The organism is Macellibacteroides fermentans, from assembly GCF_013409575.1.
Classification (GTDB): Bacteria; Bacteroidota; Bacteroidia; order Bacteroidales; family Tannerellaceae; genus Macellibacteroides; species Macellibacteroides fermentans.
Window position 1 is genome coordinate 445069 of the sequence record NZ_JACCCY010000001.1, and the last position, 20135, is coordinate 465203.

The following is a 20135-nucleotide window of genomic DNA, read 5'->3' on the forward strand; positions in this document are numbered from 1 at the left end:
CTACATACATTGTTAGCTATTTTTAAACATTCCCCCCTATATTTTTACCTTTAATAGGTTTGCACATTCAAATAAAGGTGTAAATTTGCACTCAAATATGTTGTACAACATATTTATAAAACATATAAATTAGGACTAACATGAAAAAGTTTATTAAAAATTGCATGGAGCAATTAGGTAAAAGCATTTTACTAGAATGGGGTTATTATTCTGAATAATCCCTTTTTTATTGTATCGAATCCTATTTAAGGAACTTTATTCCGGTATAAATAACCGGCACTTTCCTTATCCAAACCACGCTTCAAACCACACCAAATCACCATATATAAGCATTGACTTCAGCTTATTTTCAACATTTTAACTAAAAAACAGACTAAAACAGTCAGCCTTTTTTCTCTTTTTTACCTATCTTTGAAGATGGACGTTTCATTTTCCATTTGAGATTCCGACCAATCCTTCCAAAAATCACTAAAAATTGAATGCATATGATAACAACATTCTCCAGCCAGAATCCACCTTCAAACGAACTTCAAGAAGCGATTGCCGATTTCCTTTTTAAGCAGCTCGGGCCATACGGCGATCCCAAAGAACATATTCTCAAAGCCATCCGCTATGCTTTGAAGGCCGACAATAAACCCGGTGGATTTCTAATCACCTCGTGGGATCAGGAGGCCATGACCGGAGCCGTGGTGGTGAACAAAACCGGAATGGAAAGCTATATTCCGGAGAATATCCTTGTATACATCGCCACCCATCAGGCCTACCGCGGCAAAGGATTGGGAAAACAGCTCATGCAAAAGGCAATCGAATTATCCGAGGGAGGCATCGCCTTGCATGTAGACCCGGACAATCCCGCACGTAAATTATACGAAAGACTTGGTTTCGAAAATAAATATCTTGAAATGAGACTGATAAAATAATCCGCGATGGCATATATAACATTAAATACACACAAGCTGAAGGAGAATTACGATTACCTGGACCGGCTGTTCAAACAACATAACATCGAATGGGGAATAGTCGTAAAGATGCTTTGCGGAAACAGAAAATACCTCGAAAAGGTACTCAGTCTGGGAATCAGGCAAGTGTGCGACAGCCGTATCAGCAACCTGCGTATCATTAAATCCATCGCCCCACAGATAGAAACTGTATTCATTAAACCTGCGGCCAAACGAAACGCTGCACGGGTAGTTCAATATGCCGACATCAGTTTCAATACCGAACTCGAAACCATCCGGCTACTGTCCAAAGCAGCCGTTAACCAAAATAAAAAACATCGCATTGTTATCATGATCGAGCTGGGCGAACTGCGCGAAGGCGTTCTGCGCGATAACTTCATCGAATTCTACTCCAACGTATTCGAACTGCCCAACATCGAGGTGATCGGTATCGGCACAAACCTCACGTGTATGTACGGCGTGCTGCCTAACGAAGATAAACTCATCCAGCTCTGCCTGTATAAACAGTTGGTGGAGGCAAAGTTCAACAAACAGATACCCTATATCTCGGGAGGGGCATCGGTAACCATCCCCTTAATTCTGAAAGGGATTCTCCCCAATGGCATCAATCACTTCCGTGTAGGCGAAACCCTCTACCTGGGTACGGATGTGTATTACAGTCAGCCTTACGAACATATGCACAATGATGTATTCAAATTATTTGCCGAAATAATTGAGCTGAACGAAAAACCGGTAGTTCCCACCGGCGAACTGGGGCATAACCTTACGGGGCAGACTGCCTCATTCGACGAGGCGCTTACCGGCAAAGTATCCTTCAGGGCCATCGTAGACGTGGGACTTCTTGATGTGGAAGACGGGCATATCTACCCGGTAGATTCCTCCATGCATATTGTGGGAGCCAGCTCGGATATGATTGTGGTAGATATAGGCAGCAATGCCCAAAACCTGTGTGTGGGAGACAGTATCGAGTTCAGACTCGATTATATGGGAATATTACGTATCATGAATTCCGACTATGTAGATAAACAGTTAGAAGAATAATAATTACATTTGTCGCCAGAAAAATAATAAGTGTCTACAAAACATTTACTTGTTAACACACACAAATTTAAATCTTTTATGAAACGAACATTGGTTCTATTATCCATCCTGATCTTTGCCGGTTTACTGCAGCTGCAGGCCGCAGAAAGCAAATTCATTTCAATTCGGACCGATCAGACAAATCTCATCTTCAAGGTAGGCGACAACGGCCGGTTATATCAATCCTATCTGGGACAAGCACTTGGCGATGCATCCGATCTGGCTTACCTTCCGCAGGGTATCGAAGCCTACCTAACCCATGGCATGGAAGATTACTTCGAGCCTGCCATACGTATCCTGCACAACGACGGCAACCCCTCTTTGTTGCTCAAGTATGTATCTCACAACACCCGCAATGTAGAGCCGGGCGTTACAGAAACATCCATCCTGCTGAAAGACGAAGTCTATCCCGTAGAGGTTACCCTCTACTTCACGGCTTTTGCCAAGGAGAATATCATCAAAGAACGTACCGAAATCAGACACAACGAAAAGAAGCCGGCCACCCTCTACCAATATGCCTCCTCCCTGCTCAGCATGCAGGCATCCAAATACTACATGACCGAATTCAGCGGCGAATGGGCCCACGAAGTCAACATGACCGAACAGGAGCTTTCTTTCGGTAAAAAAATGGTAGATACCAAACTTGGAAGCCGTGCCGGCATGCTTTGCTCGCCCTTCTTTTTAGTATCGCTCAACGATAAAGCAAAAGAAAACAGCGGCGATGTTCTTTTTGGGACATTGGCGTGGACAGGCAATTTCCGTTTCACCTTCGAGGTAGACAATCATAATAAATTACGTATCCTCTCGGGTATCAACCCCTACGCATCCGAATATACCCTTAAACCCGGCGAGGTATTTGCCACCCCCGAGTTTATATTCACCTACAGCACCGAAGGAAAAGGAAAGGCCAGCCGCGATTTCCATTCCTGGGCCCGCAAGTACCAGCTAAAAGACGGAGAAGGATCGCGTATGTCGTTGCTGAACAACTGGGAAGCCACCTATTTCGATTTCGACGAAACCAAATTGGGCAACCTGTTTAAAGAGGCCAAACACTTGGGAGTAGATATGTTCTTACTGGACGACGGCTGGTTTGGAACCAAGTATCCGCGCAACAGCGACACTCAGGGATTGGGCGACTGGACCGAGATAAAAGAGAAGCTTCCCAACGGCATCGGGCACCTTGTAAAAGAGGCCAATGCGCAAGGCGTGAAATTCGGACTCTGGATCGAACCCGAAATGGTGAACCCCAAGAGCGAGCTGTTTGAGAAGCATCCCGACTGGGCCATCCATCTGCCCAACAGAGAAACCTACTACTTCCGTAACCAGCTGGTATTGGACCTCAGTAATCCCGAAGTGCAGGACTATGTGTTCGGTATTGTAGACAAACTGATGACCAGCTATCCGGGCATCGCATACTTTAAATGGGACTGCAACAGCCCCATTACCAACGTCTATTCGGCCTACCTCAAAGACAAGCAGTCGCATCTCTACATCGAACATGTACGCGGACTGTACAAGGTACTTAAACGGGTGAAGGATAAATATCCTACCCTTCCGATGATGCTGTGTTCCGGCGGAGGTGCACGTTGCGACTACGAAGCATTGAAGTACTTCACCGAATTCTGGGCAAGCGACAACACCGACGGAGTGGAGCGTATCTTTATCCAATGGGGATTCTCCCATTTCTTCCCATCCAAAAGCATTGCAGCCCACGTTACCTCCTGGGGAAAACAACCGCTCAAGTTTCGTCTGGATGTAGCCATGATGTGCAAACTGGGCTTCGATATCCAGCTGCACGAGATGAATGAAAAGGAACAGATTCTTTGTCAGGATGTGGTAAAGAACTTCAAACGCCTGCAACCCGTTATACTGGACGGCGATCAATACAGACTGGTTTCACCCTACGAAAGCGACCACGCAGCTGTTATGTACAATGCCAAAGATAAAAACAAGGCTATCTTATTTACCTACGATATCCATCCCCGTTACGGCGAAATCACTCAGCCGGTACGGTTAGAGGGCCTCGACCCGGCCAAGCGTTACAAAGTTGAAGAGATCAACCTGCTTCAGGACAGCAAACCGGTTTCCGCAGCCAATGGGAAAGTATACTCCGGCGATTACCTCATGAAGGTTGGTCTGCCGTTACTTTCAACCAGACACACCACCAGCCACGTATTGGAGCTTACCGCTCAATAAGCCAGCTGTCAGTACCATACAAAAAAGGCTGCCCTATCGTAAAGAGGGGCAGCCTTTTATATTTTATCACGCCTCTATTCCGGTAAAATATTTGAGTGCGTAGCCAATCAGGAAACTCACCGTAGCTACCGAAAAGCTTAAAACGGCCATTTCCACAAAGCGCTTCTTAAAACTTTCGCTCTTGGCAACTGCGTAATAGTAATTAAACAACCCGATAATAATCAGTGCAGCAACAAGCATCAGGCCTAAAGCCGCCAGCACATTGCTTATCAATATAAACGGAAGAATCAGGGCAAACACCGTCACAATGTAGGCAAAACCGGTATAAACAGCCGCTTTTACGGGGTGCTTCTCGCCGTCTCCGTCGGACTTGGTAGAAAGATATTCGGACGAGGCCATAGACAAAGCCGCAGCAATTCCGGTGATACTTCCCGTAAGAGCGATCAGCTTCGAGTCGTTCAGGGCAAGGGTGAAACCAGCCAACGCACCGGTAAACTCCACAAGCGCATCATTCAGTCCCAGTACAACAGAACCCATATAAGAAAGGCGCTCCTCGTTTATCATCGCAATCAGCTGCTCTTCGTGCTTCTCCTCCTCCTGGCCCAGGGCCACCACCTCGGGGTAATCTTTATAGCGGGCATACATATCCTGCGCCTCCGATTCGCCGTTTTCCATCAGCTTGATTGCAAATGTGAGTCCGAATATCCGGGCCAGCACATAATAAAAAATCACCTTCCAGCTGTAAGGCGAAGGAATAATACCCGTATACTTCATCAACACCTCGCAGTGCTCCAACTCCTCGAACGATATAGCGTTAAGCACCTTTTTATTCTGTTCATCCTTCTCTATAGACGCCAGTTTAGCGTAAACAAGAGACGAAGTCAATTCATCCCGTTGAAACCGGATAAAATCCCGTCTCGTATTTAAATCTACATTCAACATAAAAATTAGTCAGCTAGGTTATTACATATTCAAGCCACCCAGCATCGTAAAAGTGAGCCGGGCGCTCTACAAAGGTATACAAATAACATAACAATTCACCCACATCCTTTAAAATTAAAAAGAATGCCAGGCAAAGATTCCCCTCATTTTATTAATTTATCACTCCAGATTTAAAATAAAAAAGATACTTTTGTAAGTTCTGTGCCTTTTGCAGCATACAAGTACACAGAACTGTTTTACATGAATCATTCTTTTAGAACAATCTCGATATGAAAACAAACCACTTCAAAAAAGCAATCTGCACACTAATGGTGTGTGCCGCTTGTGTTTCGTTGCCGGCGCAGACACTACATCCCCGGCTAATTGTAAGAGCAGACGACATGGGTTCGTTCCAATCCAGTAACCTGGCCTGTATGGAAGGCTATAAAAACGGAATCCAGACCTCCATCGAGGTGATGGCTGTTGCCCCCTGGTTTCCCGAAGCAGCCAAACTTCTTAAAGAGAACCCCGGCATCGACGTGGGACTACACCTTACCATCACCAGCGAATGGGACAATATCAAATGGCGTCCCCTCACCCATTGTCCGTCGCTTACAGACAGCAACGGCTACTTCCTTCCCATGATGTTTCCCAACCCCAACTACCCCGGCCTGTCCATCAAGGAAAGCAAATGGACCCTTGCCGAGATAGAACAGGAATTCAGGGCGCAGATCGAACTGGCACTCAAAAACATACCCCATATCAGCCACCTTTCCGGACACATGCTATCCAACGCCTTTGATCCGGAGGTGCAGAAGCTTACCGAACGCCTGGCTACCGAATACAACCTGCCCATCAACCTTACCGACACAGGATACGGCACCAAAGTTGAATATGTACGGTACGACGGTCCCAGTCAGACTTCGGCCGAAAAAGAAGAGAGCTTTATCCGTATGCTTCAAAAGCTGGAAGCCGGAAAGAGCTACCTCTTTGTAGATCATCCCGCCCTGGACGATGCCGAAATGAAAGCCGTACACCATATTGGATACGAGCAGGTGGCGGCCGACCGCCAGGGAGTGACCAACCTCTTTACCAGCAACAAGGTGAAACAGGCAATCCGCGACAAAGGAATACAGCTGATCAGCTACAACGAGCTGACCAAAGCACTACCCCGCAGCACGCCCGAAGCCGAAAAGGTAAACCCTAAAGGCATCACCAACTACCTGAAGGCGGTTAAGGAAAGCGGACAAGACCTTCACAGCGTGATGGTTCTGCGTCACGGAAAAGTAGTGGCCGAACATTGGTTGGGCGACAACGCAGCCAATAAGAACCACATTCTGAACTCCGTAAGCAAAACCTTTACAGCCACCGCCATCGGATTTGCCGTTGCCGAAAACCGTATCAAGGTTACCGACAAGGTAATCTCCTTCTTCCCGGACGACCTGCCCGCAGAGATTTCGCCTAACCTGGCCGAAATGGAGATCAGGCACCTGCTAACCATGAGCTGCGGTCACGACACCGACCCGACATCCGACATCCGCAAAGAAGATCTAAGCTGGGAACGTAAATTCCTGGCCACCCCCGTAGTACACAAACCCGGCACCAAGTTCGTTTACAACAGCGTAGGCACCTACATGCTGTCGGCCATCATCCAGAAAGTAACCGGACAAAAAGTACTGGACTACCTCTACCCGCGCCTGTTCCGTCCGCTGGGCATCACCGGAGCCGAATGGCAAAGCAGTCCCACCAACATAAATGCAGGAGGATGGGGACTCTACATCAAGACCGAAGACATGGCCAAGATGGGACAATTCATGCTGCAGAAGGGAAAATGGAACGGCAAGCAGCTCCTGCCCGAATCCTGGTTCGACGAGGCCACCCAATCGCACATCGCCCAACCACCCGTATGGTTCCCTGCCAACGGCAAAGTAAAGGAAAGCGACTGGACCCAAGGCTACGGATACCAGGTATGGCGATGCAGGAACAACGCCTTCCGCGCCGATGGAGCCAACGGACAATTCATCATCGTGATACCAGAGAAAGACGCGGTGATAGTAACCACAGCCAACATAGGCGATATGCAGGCCGAGATAAACCTTATCTGGAAACACCTGCTGCCCGCCCTGCGCTGATACGGCACTACTTGTGTGTACCGGAGGATGGCCCGAAGGCAATTTAAACAAAGCAGCAATGTTTAACAATAATAAGTCGGATACAGTCAACAAACCCCGGCCCAAGGTTGTTTTCTAAATACAAACAATGCATTGTTATGAAAGCAAAGTGTACACACGAACATAAGAAACTTTGTTATAACAAAGATCTTAGCCAATATTGGATGTGCCTTGATTGCAAGCAGATTATTGAAGGAATAAAGACTGCTGTAGAGAGCAGAACCCAACAAATCAAATCTGTCATTGAAATAGCTGCACGCAGAAAAGCGACACATGTGATTGATCCGCATAACCATCCTACCCATCCTATGGGAGGAGTTCATCAACACACACGTGCCGTTTCGCGGAATCTTCCCGGCGGAGCCGGCAGAAACCGTTAATGAACGTACAACTACGAAAGGATAACCTTCCGAAAATACCAACGGGAGACAAAGAATCGCCAAGGCGAATGCTTTATCTCCCGTTTTTTATGTCTCAAAAAACTAAACTACACCTCTTCTATCAACAGAAAAACCATACGTAGGCGAGCGAACTCACACCTATAACCAGCCACAGCAATACAGCATGCGTCAGCGAACGCATCCCTACCCTGCGCAGCACCCCGCGTGAAAGTCCGGCTCCGATAAAGAAAAGCGTAAGCGTAAGCCCTTTGTGTGCCAACCAAACCATACTACCGGTAAGCAGAGCGGGTAACGATAAAAACGTATTGGCAAGCATGGCAAGCACAAACAAGAAGATAAACCAGGGCATATACACCTTGTCCGATTTGCTTTTAAAAATAAACGACGTAACAAATGCCACCGGGATAATCCACAAAGCACGTGTAAGCTTAACAGTGGTAGCCACCTTCAGAGCCTCGTCGCCATAAGCGGCACCGGCACCTACCACCGAACTTGTATCGTGTATCGCAATGGCAGCCCACATACCAAACTGCTGCTGTGTAAGATCCAGCAGATGCCCCAGTACCGGAAATAAGAACAACGCCACGGCATTCAGGATAAAGACCGCCCCCAGCGATACAGACATCTCGTGGTCGTTCGCCTTGATTACCGGCCCCACCGCTGCAATGGCGCTACCGCCGCAAATGGCAGTACCCGAACTGATCAGATAGCCCGTCTTACGGTCCACCTGCATCCTCCGGGCCAGCACCGAACCAATCAGCAGCGTTCCCACCACCGAAATAACAGTAAACACCATCCCCTCCCTGCCCGAAGCCAGCGACTCGTGCAGATTCATCCCAAATCCCAGTCCCACGACCGAAACCTGGAGCAAATATTTAGACGATTTTTTAGTAAAACCAGGAAAAGCCTCCCCGCAGACCAATGCAAAAACCAACCCTGTGAAGAGAGCCACAGGCGGGGTAACCATGGGTAAAAAACAAAATAACAGTAACAACACGTAAACAACCTTCCTCTTAGACTGCAGAAAATTTTCAATTGCATTCATATATCTACCTATTTAACGACTGCAAAGGTAAGCAACCGAAAACAAACGCGCCAATCGTATCTTTTAATGCCTTATAAGTTTTTATTATAATGCTCGGCAAACTGCATAAACACCTGCGACAAACCGCTCTCTTCGCCCTGCAGACGCACAAAAGAGAACTCCCGCTCCATATCCAGATCCTTTATCTCTATCACTTTAAACTGCCCGGCAACCAGTTCGCGGTCGATAGACCGTACCGATACAATCCCCATGCAATCCGTATTCTCCAGAAACAACTTGATGCTTTCCGTACTACCCAGGTACATCAGCACATTCATATCCGATAATCTTACGTTATGGCTCAACAGAGAAGTCTCCAACACATCCAGCGTACCCGAACCTCTTTCCCTTAAAACCAGGGGTACATCACATAACTCCTTCACCGTAATCTCGTCGTGCTTCACCAGCTTGCTGCGGGTGCTCACCACCGCCACCAGCTCATCTTTAAGGAAAGTGGTATATTTAAGATTGGGCTGGCGGATGATACCCTCCACCAGTCCCAAGTCAATACGATGCTCCAGCAAGGCACCCTCCACATCGCGCGAATTACCATTCAGCAACGACAACGAAACCTGCGGGAACTTCTCTATAAAACGTGCCAGGAAAGGAGGCAGCACATACTGCGCAATGGTGGTACTGGCCCCCAGGCGGAGCTCGCCCGAGCATTCGTTCTGCAACAGATGCATCTCGTAATCCAGCCGCTTGTAATCGTCCAGTATCCGTTTGCTGTGCTCCTGCAACAGCAGGCCTGCCCTCGTAAGGGCAATGCGATTGCCCAAACGATCAAACAGACGTGTTTTATAGACACTCTCCAGCTCATGAATATGCTTCGTAATAGCCGGTTGAGTGATAAAAAGCTCCTGCGAAGCCTTCGTAAAACTAAGATTCCTCGCTACGCTTAAAAATACTTTTAACCTAAAATCAGCCATATAAATCAGGCATAACCGTTTAGCATTCCATAAAAATACATAGGCTTCAGGATATAAACCTTCAGCACCCAGGCCAGCCATTGCTCCTGCGACATGTCCATAAAGTTGAACGGAACACTTGGTTTCGGATTCTTGTCATAGTCGAATTCGCAAAGCAGCACCTTGCCATACTCCGTAATGATCGGGCAAGCCGCGTATCCGTCGTACTTCTCCACCGGCTCTTTACCTTCCATCAGCGAAATAAGATTCTTGGCAGCCAACGGAACCTGCATACGTACCGCAGCCGAAGTCTTACTGGTAGGAATACCAGCCACATCACCCAGACTCACAATATTATTATATGTTTTGTGTATCAGCGTCTCTTTGTCTACCATCACCCAGGCTTCGGCAGCCAACTTACCTTCGGTCCACCCCAATCCGGAATCGCGCACAAAGTCGGGAGCCGACATAGGCGGCGTAAAATGCAGGAAGTCGTAATCCTCGGTATAAGGCGTTACAATCTTCTCCTCCACCTTGGTTAACTTGCCTGTCTGCTCATCTTTCACCTCTTTCTCAACCTTTTCCACCTTGTTAAAGAAAACCTTCTTAGCGGAGGTATCGATACCCTTCACCCTATAATTCAAGGTAATACTTACGTTACGTTCTTTATAAATCTCCTCCAGGCGGGTTGTATAATACTTCACATCGTACAATTCGTGTGCCGCTGTAAAGTAATCCAGCTTCACCTTATCGCGCGTATTTTGCTGGCGGGTATAATGTTCCGTAAGCAAACAGATCTTTTTGGGAGCACCCCCGCATTTATGCTTGGTGTAGGTATCGGTAAAGATACCGCGTCCGCCCTTCTCGCCAAACTCCTGCAAGGCAGCCCAGGTACGTTTGGCCCCTTCAAAATCGTATATACAGTGTGCGTTACCCTGTCCCAGTGTTTCATGCGTCATACCCTCCACCAGGTTCCAGTTAATCTGCAAACCGGGCGTAAGCACCAGAAAATCGTAGGCAACCACTCCGTTTGTCTGGGTTCTGATTTCGTTCTTCACCGGATCTACGGCAGCAACGCTATCCTTTATCCACTTCACACCAGACGGAATGCAGGCTTCCTGCTTCTTATACACATCCTCCGGCTGATATACCCCCGAAGCAATCAGTGTAAAACCAGGCTGATAATATTGTAGTTCGCTAGGATCGATCAAGGTTACATCCGGCTCATCCAACCAGTTCATCAAACGTGCAGCCATACTTATCCCGGCTGCCCCCCCTCCGATAATCACTATTTTACCTTTTGCGTTGCTCGAAAATGCTTTAATTTGCGAAGTGCCTGCTACAGTAAGCATGCCGGTCATCCCCATCAGCTTCAGAAAATGGCGTCTGTCCATCCCCGCTTTTTCCAGCAGTTCAAGCCTCTCTTTTAGTTCGTTGTTATTCATAAATAGATATTTATAGAGATTGTTTTACAATGTTTCCTTGCAAGAAAGGCGTAAAGGTAAAACATAACCTACTGCAAAACTAATTGTTTTTTTTAATGATGTATAACCAAAAGTTATAATATTATATAACGTTACAAAAAAAGCCCACCTTAAAAAAGGCAGGCTTTAAAAAATCAATTTTTATGATATCCAAAAAAATTAAACCCGATTCTCACGAACAGGATTTAGTGAACACTATTTAGTATACTGCAAAGGTAAAACGGATTATTTTTATAACAACCCCTTTTTATATGTTTTATAACATGTTTTGGCAAAAATCTATCTATTTAAAAGGACTCTCACACTAAATGGTTACACTTCTTTAACACTAAAAGTTAAAAGTTCAAGTAAAAAAATAACTAATACAATTGCGCATATTTAGCAATGGTTCATTACAAAACAAGCTATCTACCGATGCACCAATATCTTATATTCAAATCTAAAGAGAATGCTGACTAAAAAACCCGTCAGATCCCTTCGCCTATAATGTAACCCAGTTCCTGATCGTGATTTTTATCCTGCAAATGATACGAATTACCATCGGGCGACTCAATGTAATACACGTGGGTATAGGTAAATTCGGGATGAGTTTTATGCAGGTAAGCAATCACATTTTCCGGAACAACCGCATCCCTACCCAGCTCGTACCGGGTTTCGTACCAGAAACCACGATCAGATTCCACTTCTCCTCTAAAAGTTACAAACTTCACCTTACCCTCATGCAGTATAAAGTATTCGTTGTAGCCCCCGTTATTTACATACCCCCTTATTTCGGCTCCGCTGTACTTCCGGGCAATGTAATTAAAATGATCCTGGGGCAACCTTATAATCCAACTCGGATCGTTTGGTCGCCAGTTTAAAGTCTTTATAAACAATCCGTCTTCACTTATAAATACGTAATGCTCCACATTGGGCGTCTTTTTGATGGCGTACTTAAAGTGTAACGTGTAAAGGGGCTGTTTAATACCCCTCCGTTCGGCTTTGTATATATCCTGCACAGAGGCATTTGCATAGGGAGAATTCCTGAAGGAGTCTTGCACCTTAACCGGAAGCTGTTTCAGGTCGTCAACTTTGGTATAGGTAAACTTCCACACGTTCTTATCGTACCAAACAGTAGCTTTATTCTGCTGGTCATTTACAAACTCAATTTCATTAAGACTATCCGAATAGGCATGAAAAGAGGTGATCGTTGCCAAAGGATACTTTGCATTAAAATCTCGTTTAATGGCAACCGGAATCTCAGCCGTAAGCTCTTCCATCTCATTCTCCTTCTCACAAGCCGTAAAACTTACAAACAGCACAGCCAACAAGGTACAATACAAACAATTTCTAAACTTCATAGGTCATATACATTTAAGGGAATCGCCAATAAAGCAGGTTCGCATACCACAAAAATAACGAGTAATTATATTCGAGCGTTATAAATTAACCAAATTTATAATATTTTTCTACAATTTATTAGGCGTACAAGTCTTCTTAAGTAGTTAAATTAATCCGGCACAGATATTTAACGATAAAGGACACCTACTTTACCACTTCTTCAAAATTAGTCTGCGCCCAGTCAATCATCTGTTCGATGGTCGGAATCAGACTCTTTCCTGTTTTTGTAAGCGAATATTCCACACGCGGGGGAATCTCGGCATACGCTTCACGCTTCACAAGGTGATCCTCCTCCAGATGCTTTAAGGTATTGGTAAGCATCTTATGCGAAATATCCGGAATTGACAGCATCAATTCCTTGTAGCGCATTTTCTCGTTCAATCCCAGATTCCATAAAACGATTAAAGACCATTTGTCGCTTATTCGTGCCAGCACATTCCTTATCGGACATGTTGGATACCGTAAATCTACTTCTCTCATATTTTTATGAATTTGCAACAAAAATATCTATTATATCCAAAAGAGAGTAACAAACCAAACAAATTATTATACTCCTTCAGATAATTTCATAAAAAAACTTAAATCTAATTTCACAACACATTGATAATCAACAATACTAACCCTATAGGTGAGTTAGAAACCCGTTTGCATACAGCAATCGGATAAAGTAAGTTTGAATCGGATTAAAACAAATTAAAAACTCTATGAGAACGGAACTACATTGTGTAACAATAAATAACAGGTCATGAAAAAATTAGGTTCAATTGCATTAGTCCTCTGTGCAACACTTACGGCAAGCGCACAAGGCAAGTTTGAAGTAAAAGAGTTCGGTAGTTTCAAACTCCACTCCTACATCACAGCCGACCCCTTGGGCGATATGAGTTACATCATCGAAGGCAATAAGTCTGTAGTTGTATTAGAGCCCGCAGCATTCCACGACAACATCAAAGAACTGGGCGAATACCTGGGCAAACTCAATAAACCTGTCGAGAAAGTAATAGCCAACTATCATGCAGCAGGATTCAGCGCATTCGACAACTCCAAATTCGTTATGATTGAAGGAATGCCCCAATTTGTAAAAGGAGACGTTTACAGCGGCATGATGGCTAATTTTGCCACAACCTTCGGCAACAAGATGGACATAAGTCAATTTACCCCTTCGGTCACCGTAGGCAAAGATGCAAAAGAAAACTGGGCGGGTGTCGAATTCAAATTCTCACCGGGGGCATCGTCAGACTTCCCCGCTGCCAGCATCCTTATCGGGGGGAAAGTATATTATACCCATTTCACCCCGGTGGCCAATATGCACATGAGTGCACTCCAGATTACCAGTCTTGAAGCTGTAGACGCTCAATTGGCGGGATTGGAACATGCCAAAGCAAGCGGAGCCACCACTTTCATCGGCGGGCATGGCGGTGCTACAGCTTCGGCAGAGGCTGTAAACTTCCAGATAGAATACCTGAAGAAAGTAAAGGAAACCAGGTTGCAGATACAAACCGGCGACGAGTTTGTACTTGTAATGCAGTTGACCTATCCAGACATAGCCGGCGAAGAAAATCTTACTGCCGTTGCTACTAATTTATACAAAAAATAAAAAATCTAGAAGATGAAGAAAATATTATTTATCATACTGATGGCAACATGCACAATCAGTATCAGCGCACAGAAAAAGAATGTAATTATCGACGTTTCTCACGATGTGGATACAATCTACGCCTACGTTAATCCCAATATATTTAATTTGTATAAGGATATTGTAGAGAAGCAGATGGGCGCCAACCTGATTATCAATAAAGACAAAGAACTAAACGAAGCATTGTTAAGCGAGGCAGACCTGCTTGTAATTCTTTCGCCACTAAACAGAGAGAGGGTGACAACCAAAAGAGATCTTACCTCAGTAGAAAGGAAAGACATTGTAAACTATGTACAGAACGGAGGAAGGTTGATCCTTTTCATGGACGAAGAGCACCGGGTCGATATGAAAGCCTTTGGGGGTAACGACATTGTTGTGCCTTTCGGGATGGAATATGGGATTGACCTGCCACCTAAACCCAATGCAGGGGCAACAACAGTCAAATCTGAAGTAATTCAAAACGAGTACGAATTATCATACAGCGGAAGCCGGTCTATAACAGGCGGAACACCCATCAGCCGGATGAACAGCGACGCAGCTCCGGTTCACGGCGCCTATGTAAAGCTGGATAGCAACGGGAAAATAGCCGCTTTTGGCGAAACGATGACAGGTCTGATGATGGGTGGCGTAGAAGCAACCTTCCCCAACGGCATGAAGGTTGTCTGGAAAGGAAAAGACGACGCCACTTTTATGAAGGAACTAATGGAGTGGATGCTTAAATAACTTAGGATAACAAGAAAGTCCGACTCTCACGGGCCGGACTTTCCTTATTACAATTAATTAATCTTGAAACAATTAATAATAAAAACGTTTAATAACCTTGGTGCAAAGATAATGATTACCCACCCATTCGCAACTAATTATACAATGTTACATAGCAGTCCGGTTAATTAGGATAATTCATTTATTAAACTATCTGCGCGAACATTATAATGTGTGCAAATATATCCCGACCAATTTACTACTTAAACCAGCAACTTATACAGGTAACTGGTTCCGGCTACCCGGAGGTACAATGAGGGATTAATACACGTGCTCTTTATCGCACTTTTCTTCTACGGTTATCGTTTTAACCACCTGCTTTTCGAACTTTGCGTTATTGATGATATAACGCAACTTAGCACCGGGGCGGAAAACAATCTTCGGTCTCTTGAACATCACAGAAGAAAAATCCTCCTCCGTATCAGCGCCCCCGCTACCGGCCAGCATCTGAAAATTTCCCAGATCCTGAAGTTGGACCACATAGCCTTCTGCCAGCCTGGAGGCCAGGGTATGGGTGGTGGCATCCAGCACCGCTTTTACATCCGCACTGGAGGCGGTACAGTAATCGCCCACTGCCTCGCAGAATTTATCAAAATCCATTTTCATACTCGCCTTGGTCTGACCGTAAAATAGTTTACTGTCTGCCGCAGCATTCTTTCTCATATCCTTCCGTCGTACAACGGTAAATTGTAAAGCCATCGTTAAATTGTTTTTAATTGTTTGTAAATAAATGCTTTGCTGATCAACAGTACAAATATACCACCCCCCGAAATCTCAAATCCACTTGTGTACACTTGTGTCCACCTGTGTCCACTTAAGTACAGATAAGTACAGATATGTCCACTTAGCCTATGCTTTAAAGCATACCTGATTATAGATATTTACGCCCCTAAAAGTTGCATATATCAGGGAATAAATGTATCTTTGATAATAATGATATAATAATTTAAAACTTAATTTTTGACCTTAAATGAAAGTGTTCACTATTAAAAGTTATGGTTTCGGGGAGCTATCTTCCCTGTTTTCGCCCGATATAAACATGGCCTCGGCCTCCAAACAACTTAAACGCTGGATTACCGCCAACCCCAAACTCCTCCACCTCCTCCAACAGGAAGGATGGGAAAAAGGGCACAAACGGTTAACCCCCAAAATGGTGCAACACATCGTTTCCGTACTGGGAGAACCCTGAAAAAACCAAGGCTTACACTCTGTCCTAAATAAGCTTATTTGCACTTCAAGATAAGCTTATTTCAACACTCAAATAAACTTATCTGAGTCTTAAAATCAATTGATTTCAAGGCAGGGAAACCTTGTGCTTTTTTTTGAAAATAAACTTATAAAATATGCTTTTACAAACTTATTATCTAGATCAAATCATGAACGAATTAAAGAAGAAAAGGTCTCGATTTAAAGAGTTGATCGAGACCTATTGCGGAACCAATCCTTACAACTTCGACCTGTTTTTAGCCAATGTAAGGAAGGATGAATATGCGCTCTCTATCATCCTCGAAATAATGGGATACATAAACGATCCCGCCTATTTTAACAACAAGGAGCAGATGGTTTTTAAAAACAAATTCAAAAACTATTTCCTGCCCAGGTTGCATACCATGCACAAGGAGTGGGACAAGAATTACCATTACGAGAATTACAGGCTCGAACTGAATGAACACTCCTGTGGTAAGAATATCTCGGTAAAAAATAAATTAATTACCAAAGAGTGTTTTTTAATTATTTACGGACTTAGTATGGCAGGAATCATAAAATTCACTTCCAAAAGGCATATTCTGAAGTGCATCTGCAAGCTGCTAAATAAAAATTTTAATCTGCAAATTATACAAAATGAGTATAATTTCATTGACAAACTCTCCGTAATAAATGCGTATGAGTCTGTAATAAAGAAGATTAAGGAACATAGTCAATGATTGAAAGGTTAATAAAACCGTCAAAAAAGTATAACTTGTTCTTCCAAAAACATGTCGTATCATTGCAGTCGAAAGCAATTTCAAGAAATGAACGAAACAAATCTCCTCCGCTTGCGGAAGCGATTTAACCAAAGCCTGGCCGGAGGGCAAAACAAATCCGGAAAGACAATAGCGATTGTCTGAAGCATTTATCAGTAATGGGAAGTCTTTGAATTCCGGTTTTTTTTAAAACTATCTTGAATATGCATTATATATTTAAGAAGCTTAGGACATAGGATAGGACATTTCGAAGTCAAAACCCCATCAATACAGGGAAGTAGACGACATTAGGATAGGACATTTAATTATAACATTATTAATTACCTTAAAAATCGATACGATGAATAAATTTTTTGCGTTAGAAAACTTACTGAAAAGCGGATACTGCATCATCCCCCGGGTGATATTGGATAACCAGCAGAGCAGCTGTAAAAAGACAGCCCTCAGAGCAGATATCCTCAGCTACTTTTACCAAAAGGCTTATTTTGCCAAAGGCGATGTTGTGCTGGACGGGCGGATCTACACATGCTTCAGGGGAGAGCTGATTGTGAATCAGAAAGAACTAGCAGCCTTTTTTAAAACCGAACGCAGGCAATGGAACCGCATCATGGCAGAGTTTACGAGCGAAAACATCATCCGTGTTGACCGATTAAGAGGCGGATCCCGCATCACCATAGTAGCTTACGACTGCATTGTGGGTAAAAAAAGCGCTCAATACAAGCAGGCCAACGGTGGTGAAAAAGCTGCAGATGCAACCCCCAAAGCAAAGAAGCCGAAACTGGGCGTTTGGGTCGAAAACTACTACCCCGAGCACCACGTAAAGGGTTGCGATATTCCCCCTCTTGAGATTGATTTAAGCAAAATACCTGAATTTCAGGACAAACTATCTGAGAAATAATAGCGAAAAATATCTTCCGTAGGATACACTGCAGGTTGAATATCGGAAGATAAAACTAAAATAAATTACTTTATTTCTGACAAAATCGGTTAGATGGTGATTATATTTGCACATTCTCGATTCGGCATGGTAAAGTGCCTGGTTTAACGATTATAACAAGAAACTGGTAACGAAATAATAACGCAATGAAAAATGTAGAGCAAATTACAAAAGGCGAAGGTTATACGGCCATCAATATGGGGCCATTGGATAGTGTTGGCGAATACTCCCTGATACACCCGAAACTGAACACGGAGATCTTCGGAAAGTTGTTTCTGAAGGATGTTACCGGAGCTACCGGAACAGAGATTTCCTTTAATACGCTGCCTCCTCATACGGAGATTCCTTACTTCCACCGCCACAGAGATAACGAGGAGACCTACATCATCCTGAAGGGCTCGGGCGATTTCCAGATTGATGATGATTGCTTCCCTGTATGCGAAGGCTCGGTTGTCCGCGTGGCTCCTGCTCCGTCAAGAGGCATGAGGAATTCTTCGGACGAACCGATGATTTACATGGTTATTCAATCCAAAGAAAATTCGTTGGGAAACTATTCTACAGAGGACGGATCACGAACTGAATGGAACCCGAAATGGAAATAAAATCGCTCAAAGAAACCGACTTCGGTACAATCTGCAGGGCATTTGGAAAGGCTTTTGCCGATTACGAACTTCAACTGAATGATACTCAGTTACAGGCCATGCTTACAAGACGCGGTTATCTTCCGGAGCTTTCCTTTGGGGCGTTCGATGGAGACGAGCTGGTTGCTTTTACGCTGAATGGAATTGGCACGTTCCTCGGCATTGCAACGGCTTACGACACGGGAACAGGCACACTCCCCGACTACCGCGGACAAGGATTGGCCACAAAGATATTTGAGTATTCAATCCCCTTCCTGCGCGCAGCGGGCATCCGGCACTATCTGCTTGAAGTATTGCAGCATAATACAAAAGCGGTGTCTTTATACCGGAACCTGGGGTTTGAGGTGAGCCGGGAGTTTAATTATTTCTGTCAGTCAAACGAAATGATTCTCACAGGAAAAGAGCAGCTGGATGTTCCATATTCAATAAAAGAGGTGGATGTTGCAGCATGTAAATCGGCTTCCGGAATGGCAGATTTCCATCCTTCCTGGCAGAACAGTTTTGAATCTGTAGAAAGGGCTATGGATAAATTCGTATGCTTAGGAACTTACCTAGACAACAGGCTCACAGGGTATTGTATTTTCGAACCTGCATCCGGCGATGTTACCCAGTTGGCTGTTGAGCCTATGCATAGGTGTAAGGGTATTGCAACCGCGCTACTAAGGGAAGCGTTGAAACGGAACAAGCATACCGCCGTAAAGGTGATAAATACGGATACTACCTGTACGAATATTACCGATTTCCTGAAAGCACGGAATATCCAGCAGAAGGGAAAGCAGTTTGAAATGATAAAGGTTCTGTAAAGCAAGTGCTATGGAGGTAAATGCCGTCGAAAAGAAATCGGCCCTTTGGAATCCGTGGCACGGCTGCCACAAGCTGAGTGAGGGTTGCCGCCATTGCTACGTATACCGTGGGGATGCCCGGCGAAACATAGACAGCTCGGTGATAACGCAGACGAAAAGTTTCGATGCCCCCATCAAGCGTAAACGCAGCGGAGAGTACAAAATCCCCTCCGGCACGCTGGTCTACACCTGCTTTACGTCCGATTTCTTTGTGGAAGATGCTGATCCTTGGCGCCCCGATGCCTGGGCGATGATACACCAACGGAGCGACCTCCAGTTCCTGATGATTACCAAGCGGATAGACCGGCTGACTCAATGCCTGCCGGCCGACTGGGGCGAGGGATACGAGCACGTAACCATCTGCTGCACCGTAGAGAATCAATCCCGTGCCAACTACCGGCTACCCATCTATCGCTCCGCTCCCATCCGGCACAAAATCATTATTTGCGAACCCTTACTGGAGCGCATCGACCTTGCACCCTACAACATAGGTCAATGGGTGGAACAAGTAGTAGCAGGCGGCGAATCCGGCAACGAAGCCCGCCCCTGCAACTTCGACTGGGTAATGGAACTCCGCAGCGTCTGCGAAAAGGAAAAGGTATCCTTCTGGTTCAAACAAACCGGCGCCAACTTCATCAAAGACGGTAAACACTACAACATCAAACGTCCCCTCCAACACTCCCAAGCCCGAAAAGCCGGAATAAATTTGTGAGAAGAACTTCGGAAGTTAACCTAAAGGAAACATTTATTTCTTGTATATTTACCACATAAA

The 20135-nt window shown here is 44.8% G+C and carries 20 protein-coding genes; 13 read left to right on the plus strand and 7 right to left on the minus strand.

The genetic code is table 11. The features are described 5' to 3' along the window. Window positions 1-485 precede the first annotated feature (485 nt). From F5613_RS01855 to F5613_RS01865, 3 genes are all read left to right on the plus strand, one after another. Window positions 486-920, plus strand: coding sequence for a GNAT family N-acetyltransferase (locus F5613_RS01855; protein ID WP_218858855.1), 435 nt, complete (start codon window positions 486-488; stop codon window positions 918-920). Window positions 921-926: 6 nt separating this feature from the next. Then, a complete protein-coding gene (locus F5613_RS01860; protein WP_179398455.1) occupies window positions 927-2000 on the plus strand; it encodes an alanine racemase in 1074 nt (357 codons plus the stop codon). Between the two features lie 78 nt (window positions 2001-2078). After that, the gene (locus F5613_RS01865; protein ID WP_179398456.1) at window positions 2079-4235 is read left to right on the plus strand and encodes an alpha-galactosidase; all 2157 of its coding nucleotides are present in this window, start codon (window positions 2079-2081) and stop codon (window positions 4233-4235) included. A 66-nt stretch (window positions 4236-4301) separates the two neighbouring features. Here the strand turns inward: F5613_RS01865 and F5613_RS01870 are convergent, their stop codons facing one another. After that, window positions 4302-5177, minus strand: coding sequence for a VIT1/CCC1 transporter family protein (locus tag F5613_RS01870; RefSeq protein ID WP_179398457.1), 876 nt, complete (start codon window positions 5175-5177; stop codon window positions 4302-4304). A 269-nt stretch (window positions 5178-5446) separates the two neighbouring features. Between F5613_RS01870 and F5613_RS01875 the strand changes: the two genes are divergently transcribed. Together F5613_RS01875 and F5613_RS01880 are read left to right on the plus strand one after the other, a co-directional pair. Then, window positions 5447-7288 carry a ChbG/HpnK family deacetylase gene (locus F5613_RS01875; protein ID WP_179398458.1) on the plus strand — a complete coding sequence of 614 codons (1842 nt, stop codon included), beginning with the start codon at window positions 5447-5449 and terminating at the stop codon, window positions 7286-7288. A 137-nt stretch (window positions 7289-7425) separates the two neighbouring features. Then, window positions 7426-7707: a hypothetical protein gene (locus F5613_RS01880; RefSeq protein WP_179398459.1), complete on the plus strand. Its 282-nt coding sequence runs from the start codon at window positions 7426-7428 to the stop codon at window positions 7705-7707. A 121-nt stretch (window positions 7708-7828) separates the two neighbouring features. Here F5613_RS01880 and F5613_RS01885 read toward each other — a convergent pair whose 3' ends face one another. The 5 genes from F5613_RS01885 to F5613_RS01905 all read right to left on the minus strand — a co-directional run bounded on the left by F5613_RS01885 (window position 7829) and on the right by F5613_RS01905 (window position 13064). Next, window positions 7829-8773: a YeiH family protein gene (locus F5613_RS01885; protein ID WP_179398460.1), complete on the minus strand. Its 945-nt coding sequence runs from the start codon at window positions 8771-8773 to the stop codon at window positions 7829-7831. 71 nt (window positions 8774-8844) lie between these two features. Beyond that, window positions 8845-9741 (minus strand): LysR family transcriptional regulator, encoded by an 897-nt coding sequence (locus F5613_RS01890; protein ID WP_068180317.1) that lies wholly within the window; start codon window positions 9739-9741, stop codon window positions 8845-8847. Window positions 9742-9746: 5 nt separating this feature from the next. Continuing rightward, complete coding sequence (locus tag F5613_RS01895) at window positions 9747-11165, minus strand: NAD(P)/FAD-dependent oxidoreductase (protein ID WP_179398461.1); 1419 nt, start codon at window positions 11163-11165, stop codon at window positions 9747-9749. Between the two features lie 506 nt (window positions 11166-11671). Beyond that, window positions 11672-12544 carry a PepSY-like domain-containing protein gene (locus F5613_RS01900; RefSeq protein WP_179398462.1) on the minus strand — a complete coding sequence of 291 codons (873 nt, stop codon included), beginning with the start codon at window positions 12542-12544 and terminating at the stop codon, window positions 11672-11674. 184 nt (window positions 12545-12728) lie between these two features. Further along, window positions 12729-13064 carry a winged helix-turn-helix transcriptional regulator gene (locus tag F5613_RS01905; protein ID WP_079684519.1) on the minus strand — a complete coding sequence of 112 codons (336 nt, stop codon included), beginning with the start codon at window positions 13062-13064 and terminating at the stop codon, window positions 12729-12731. A gap of 265 nt (window positions 13065-13329) precedes the next feature. Here F5613_RS01905 and F5613_RS01910 point away from each other — a divergent pair, with 265 nt between their 5' ends. Together F5613_RS01910 and F5613_RS01915 are read left to right on the plus strand one after the other, a co-directional pair. After that, window positions 13330-14178 carry a hypothetical protein gene (locus tag F5613_RS01910; RefSeq protein WP_179398463.1) on the plus strand — a complete coding sequence of 283 codons (849 nt, stop codon included), beginning with the start codon at window positions 13330-13332 and terminating at the stop codon, window positions 14176-14178. Window positions 14179-14190: 12 nt separating this feature from the next. Continuing rightward, entirely contained in the window at window positions 14191-14940 is a 750-nt protein-coding gene (locus F5613_RS01915; RefSeq protein WP_179398464.1) for a hypothetical protein, read from the plus strand. 300 nt (window positions 14941-15240) lie between these two features. Here the strand turns inward: F5613_RS01915 and F5613_RS01920 are convergent, their stop codons facing one another. Continuing rightward, window positions 15241-15678 carry an HU family DNA-binding protein gene (locus F5613_RS01920; protein WP_068178817.1) on the minus strand — a complete coding sequence of 146 codons (438 nt, stop codon included), beginning with the start codon at window positions 15676-15678 and terminating at the stop codon, window positions 15241-15243. 271 nt (window positions 15679-15949) lie between these two features. Between F5613_RS01920 and F5613_RS01925 the strand changes: the two genes are divergently transcribed. The 6 genes from F5613_RS01925 to F5613_RS01950 all read left to right on the plus strand — a co-directional run bounded on the left by F5613_RS01925 (window position 15950) and on the right by F5613_RS01950 (window position 20075). Beyond that, on the plus strand, window positions 15950-16168 hold the full coding sequence (locus F5613_RS01925; RefSeq protein ID WP_079684258.1) for a DUF4248 domain-containing protein: 219 nt from the start codon (window positions 15950-15952) through the stop codon (window positions 16166-16168). Between the two features lie 187 nt (window positions 16169-16355). Continuing rightward, window positions 16356-16904: a hypothetical protein gene (locus F5613_RS01930; protein ID WP_179398465.1), complete on the plus strand. Its 549-nt coding sequence runs from the start codon at window positions 16356-16358 to the stop codon at window positions 16902-16904. A 379-nt stretch (window positions 16905-17283) separates the two neighbouring features. Further along, window positions 17284-17841 carry a hypothetical protein gene (locus F5613_RS01935; RefSeq protein WP_179398466.1) on the plus strand — a complete coding sequence of 186 codons (558 nt, stop codon included), beginning with the start codon at window positions 17284-17286 and terminating at the stop codon, window positions 17839-17841. A 185-nt stretch (window positions 17842-18026) separates the two neighbouring features. Beyond that, on the plus strand, window positions 18027-18482 hold the full coding sequence (locus tag F5613_RS01940; protein ID WP_179398467.1) for a cupin domain-containing protein: 456 nt from the start codon (window positions 18027-18029) through the stop codon (window positions 18480-18482). Then, complete coding sequence (locus F5613_RS01945) at window positions 18473-19324, plus strand: GNAT family N-acetyltransferase (RefSeq protein ID WP_179398468.1); 852 nt, start codon at window positions 18473-18475, stop codon at window positions 19322-19324. Before F5613_RS01940 ends, F5613_RS01945 begins: the two co-directional genes overlap by 10 nt. Before the next feature lie 10 nt (window positions 19325-19334). Next, on the plus strand, window positions 19335-20075 hold the full coding sequence (locus tag F5613_RS01950) for a DUF5131 family protein (protein ID WP_179398469.1): 741 nt from the start codon (window positions 19335-19337) through the stop codon (window positions 20073-20075). Window positions 20076-20135 lie beyond the last annotated feature (60 nt).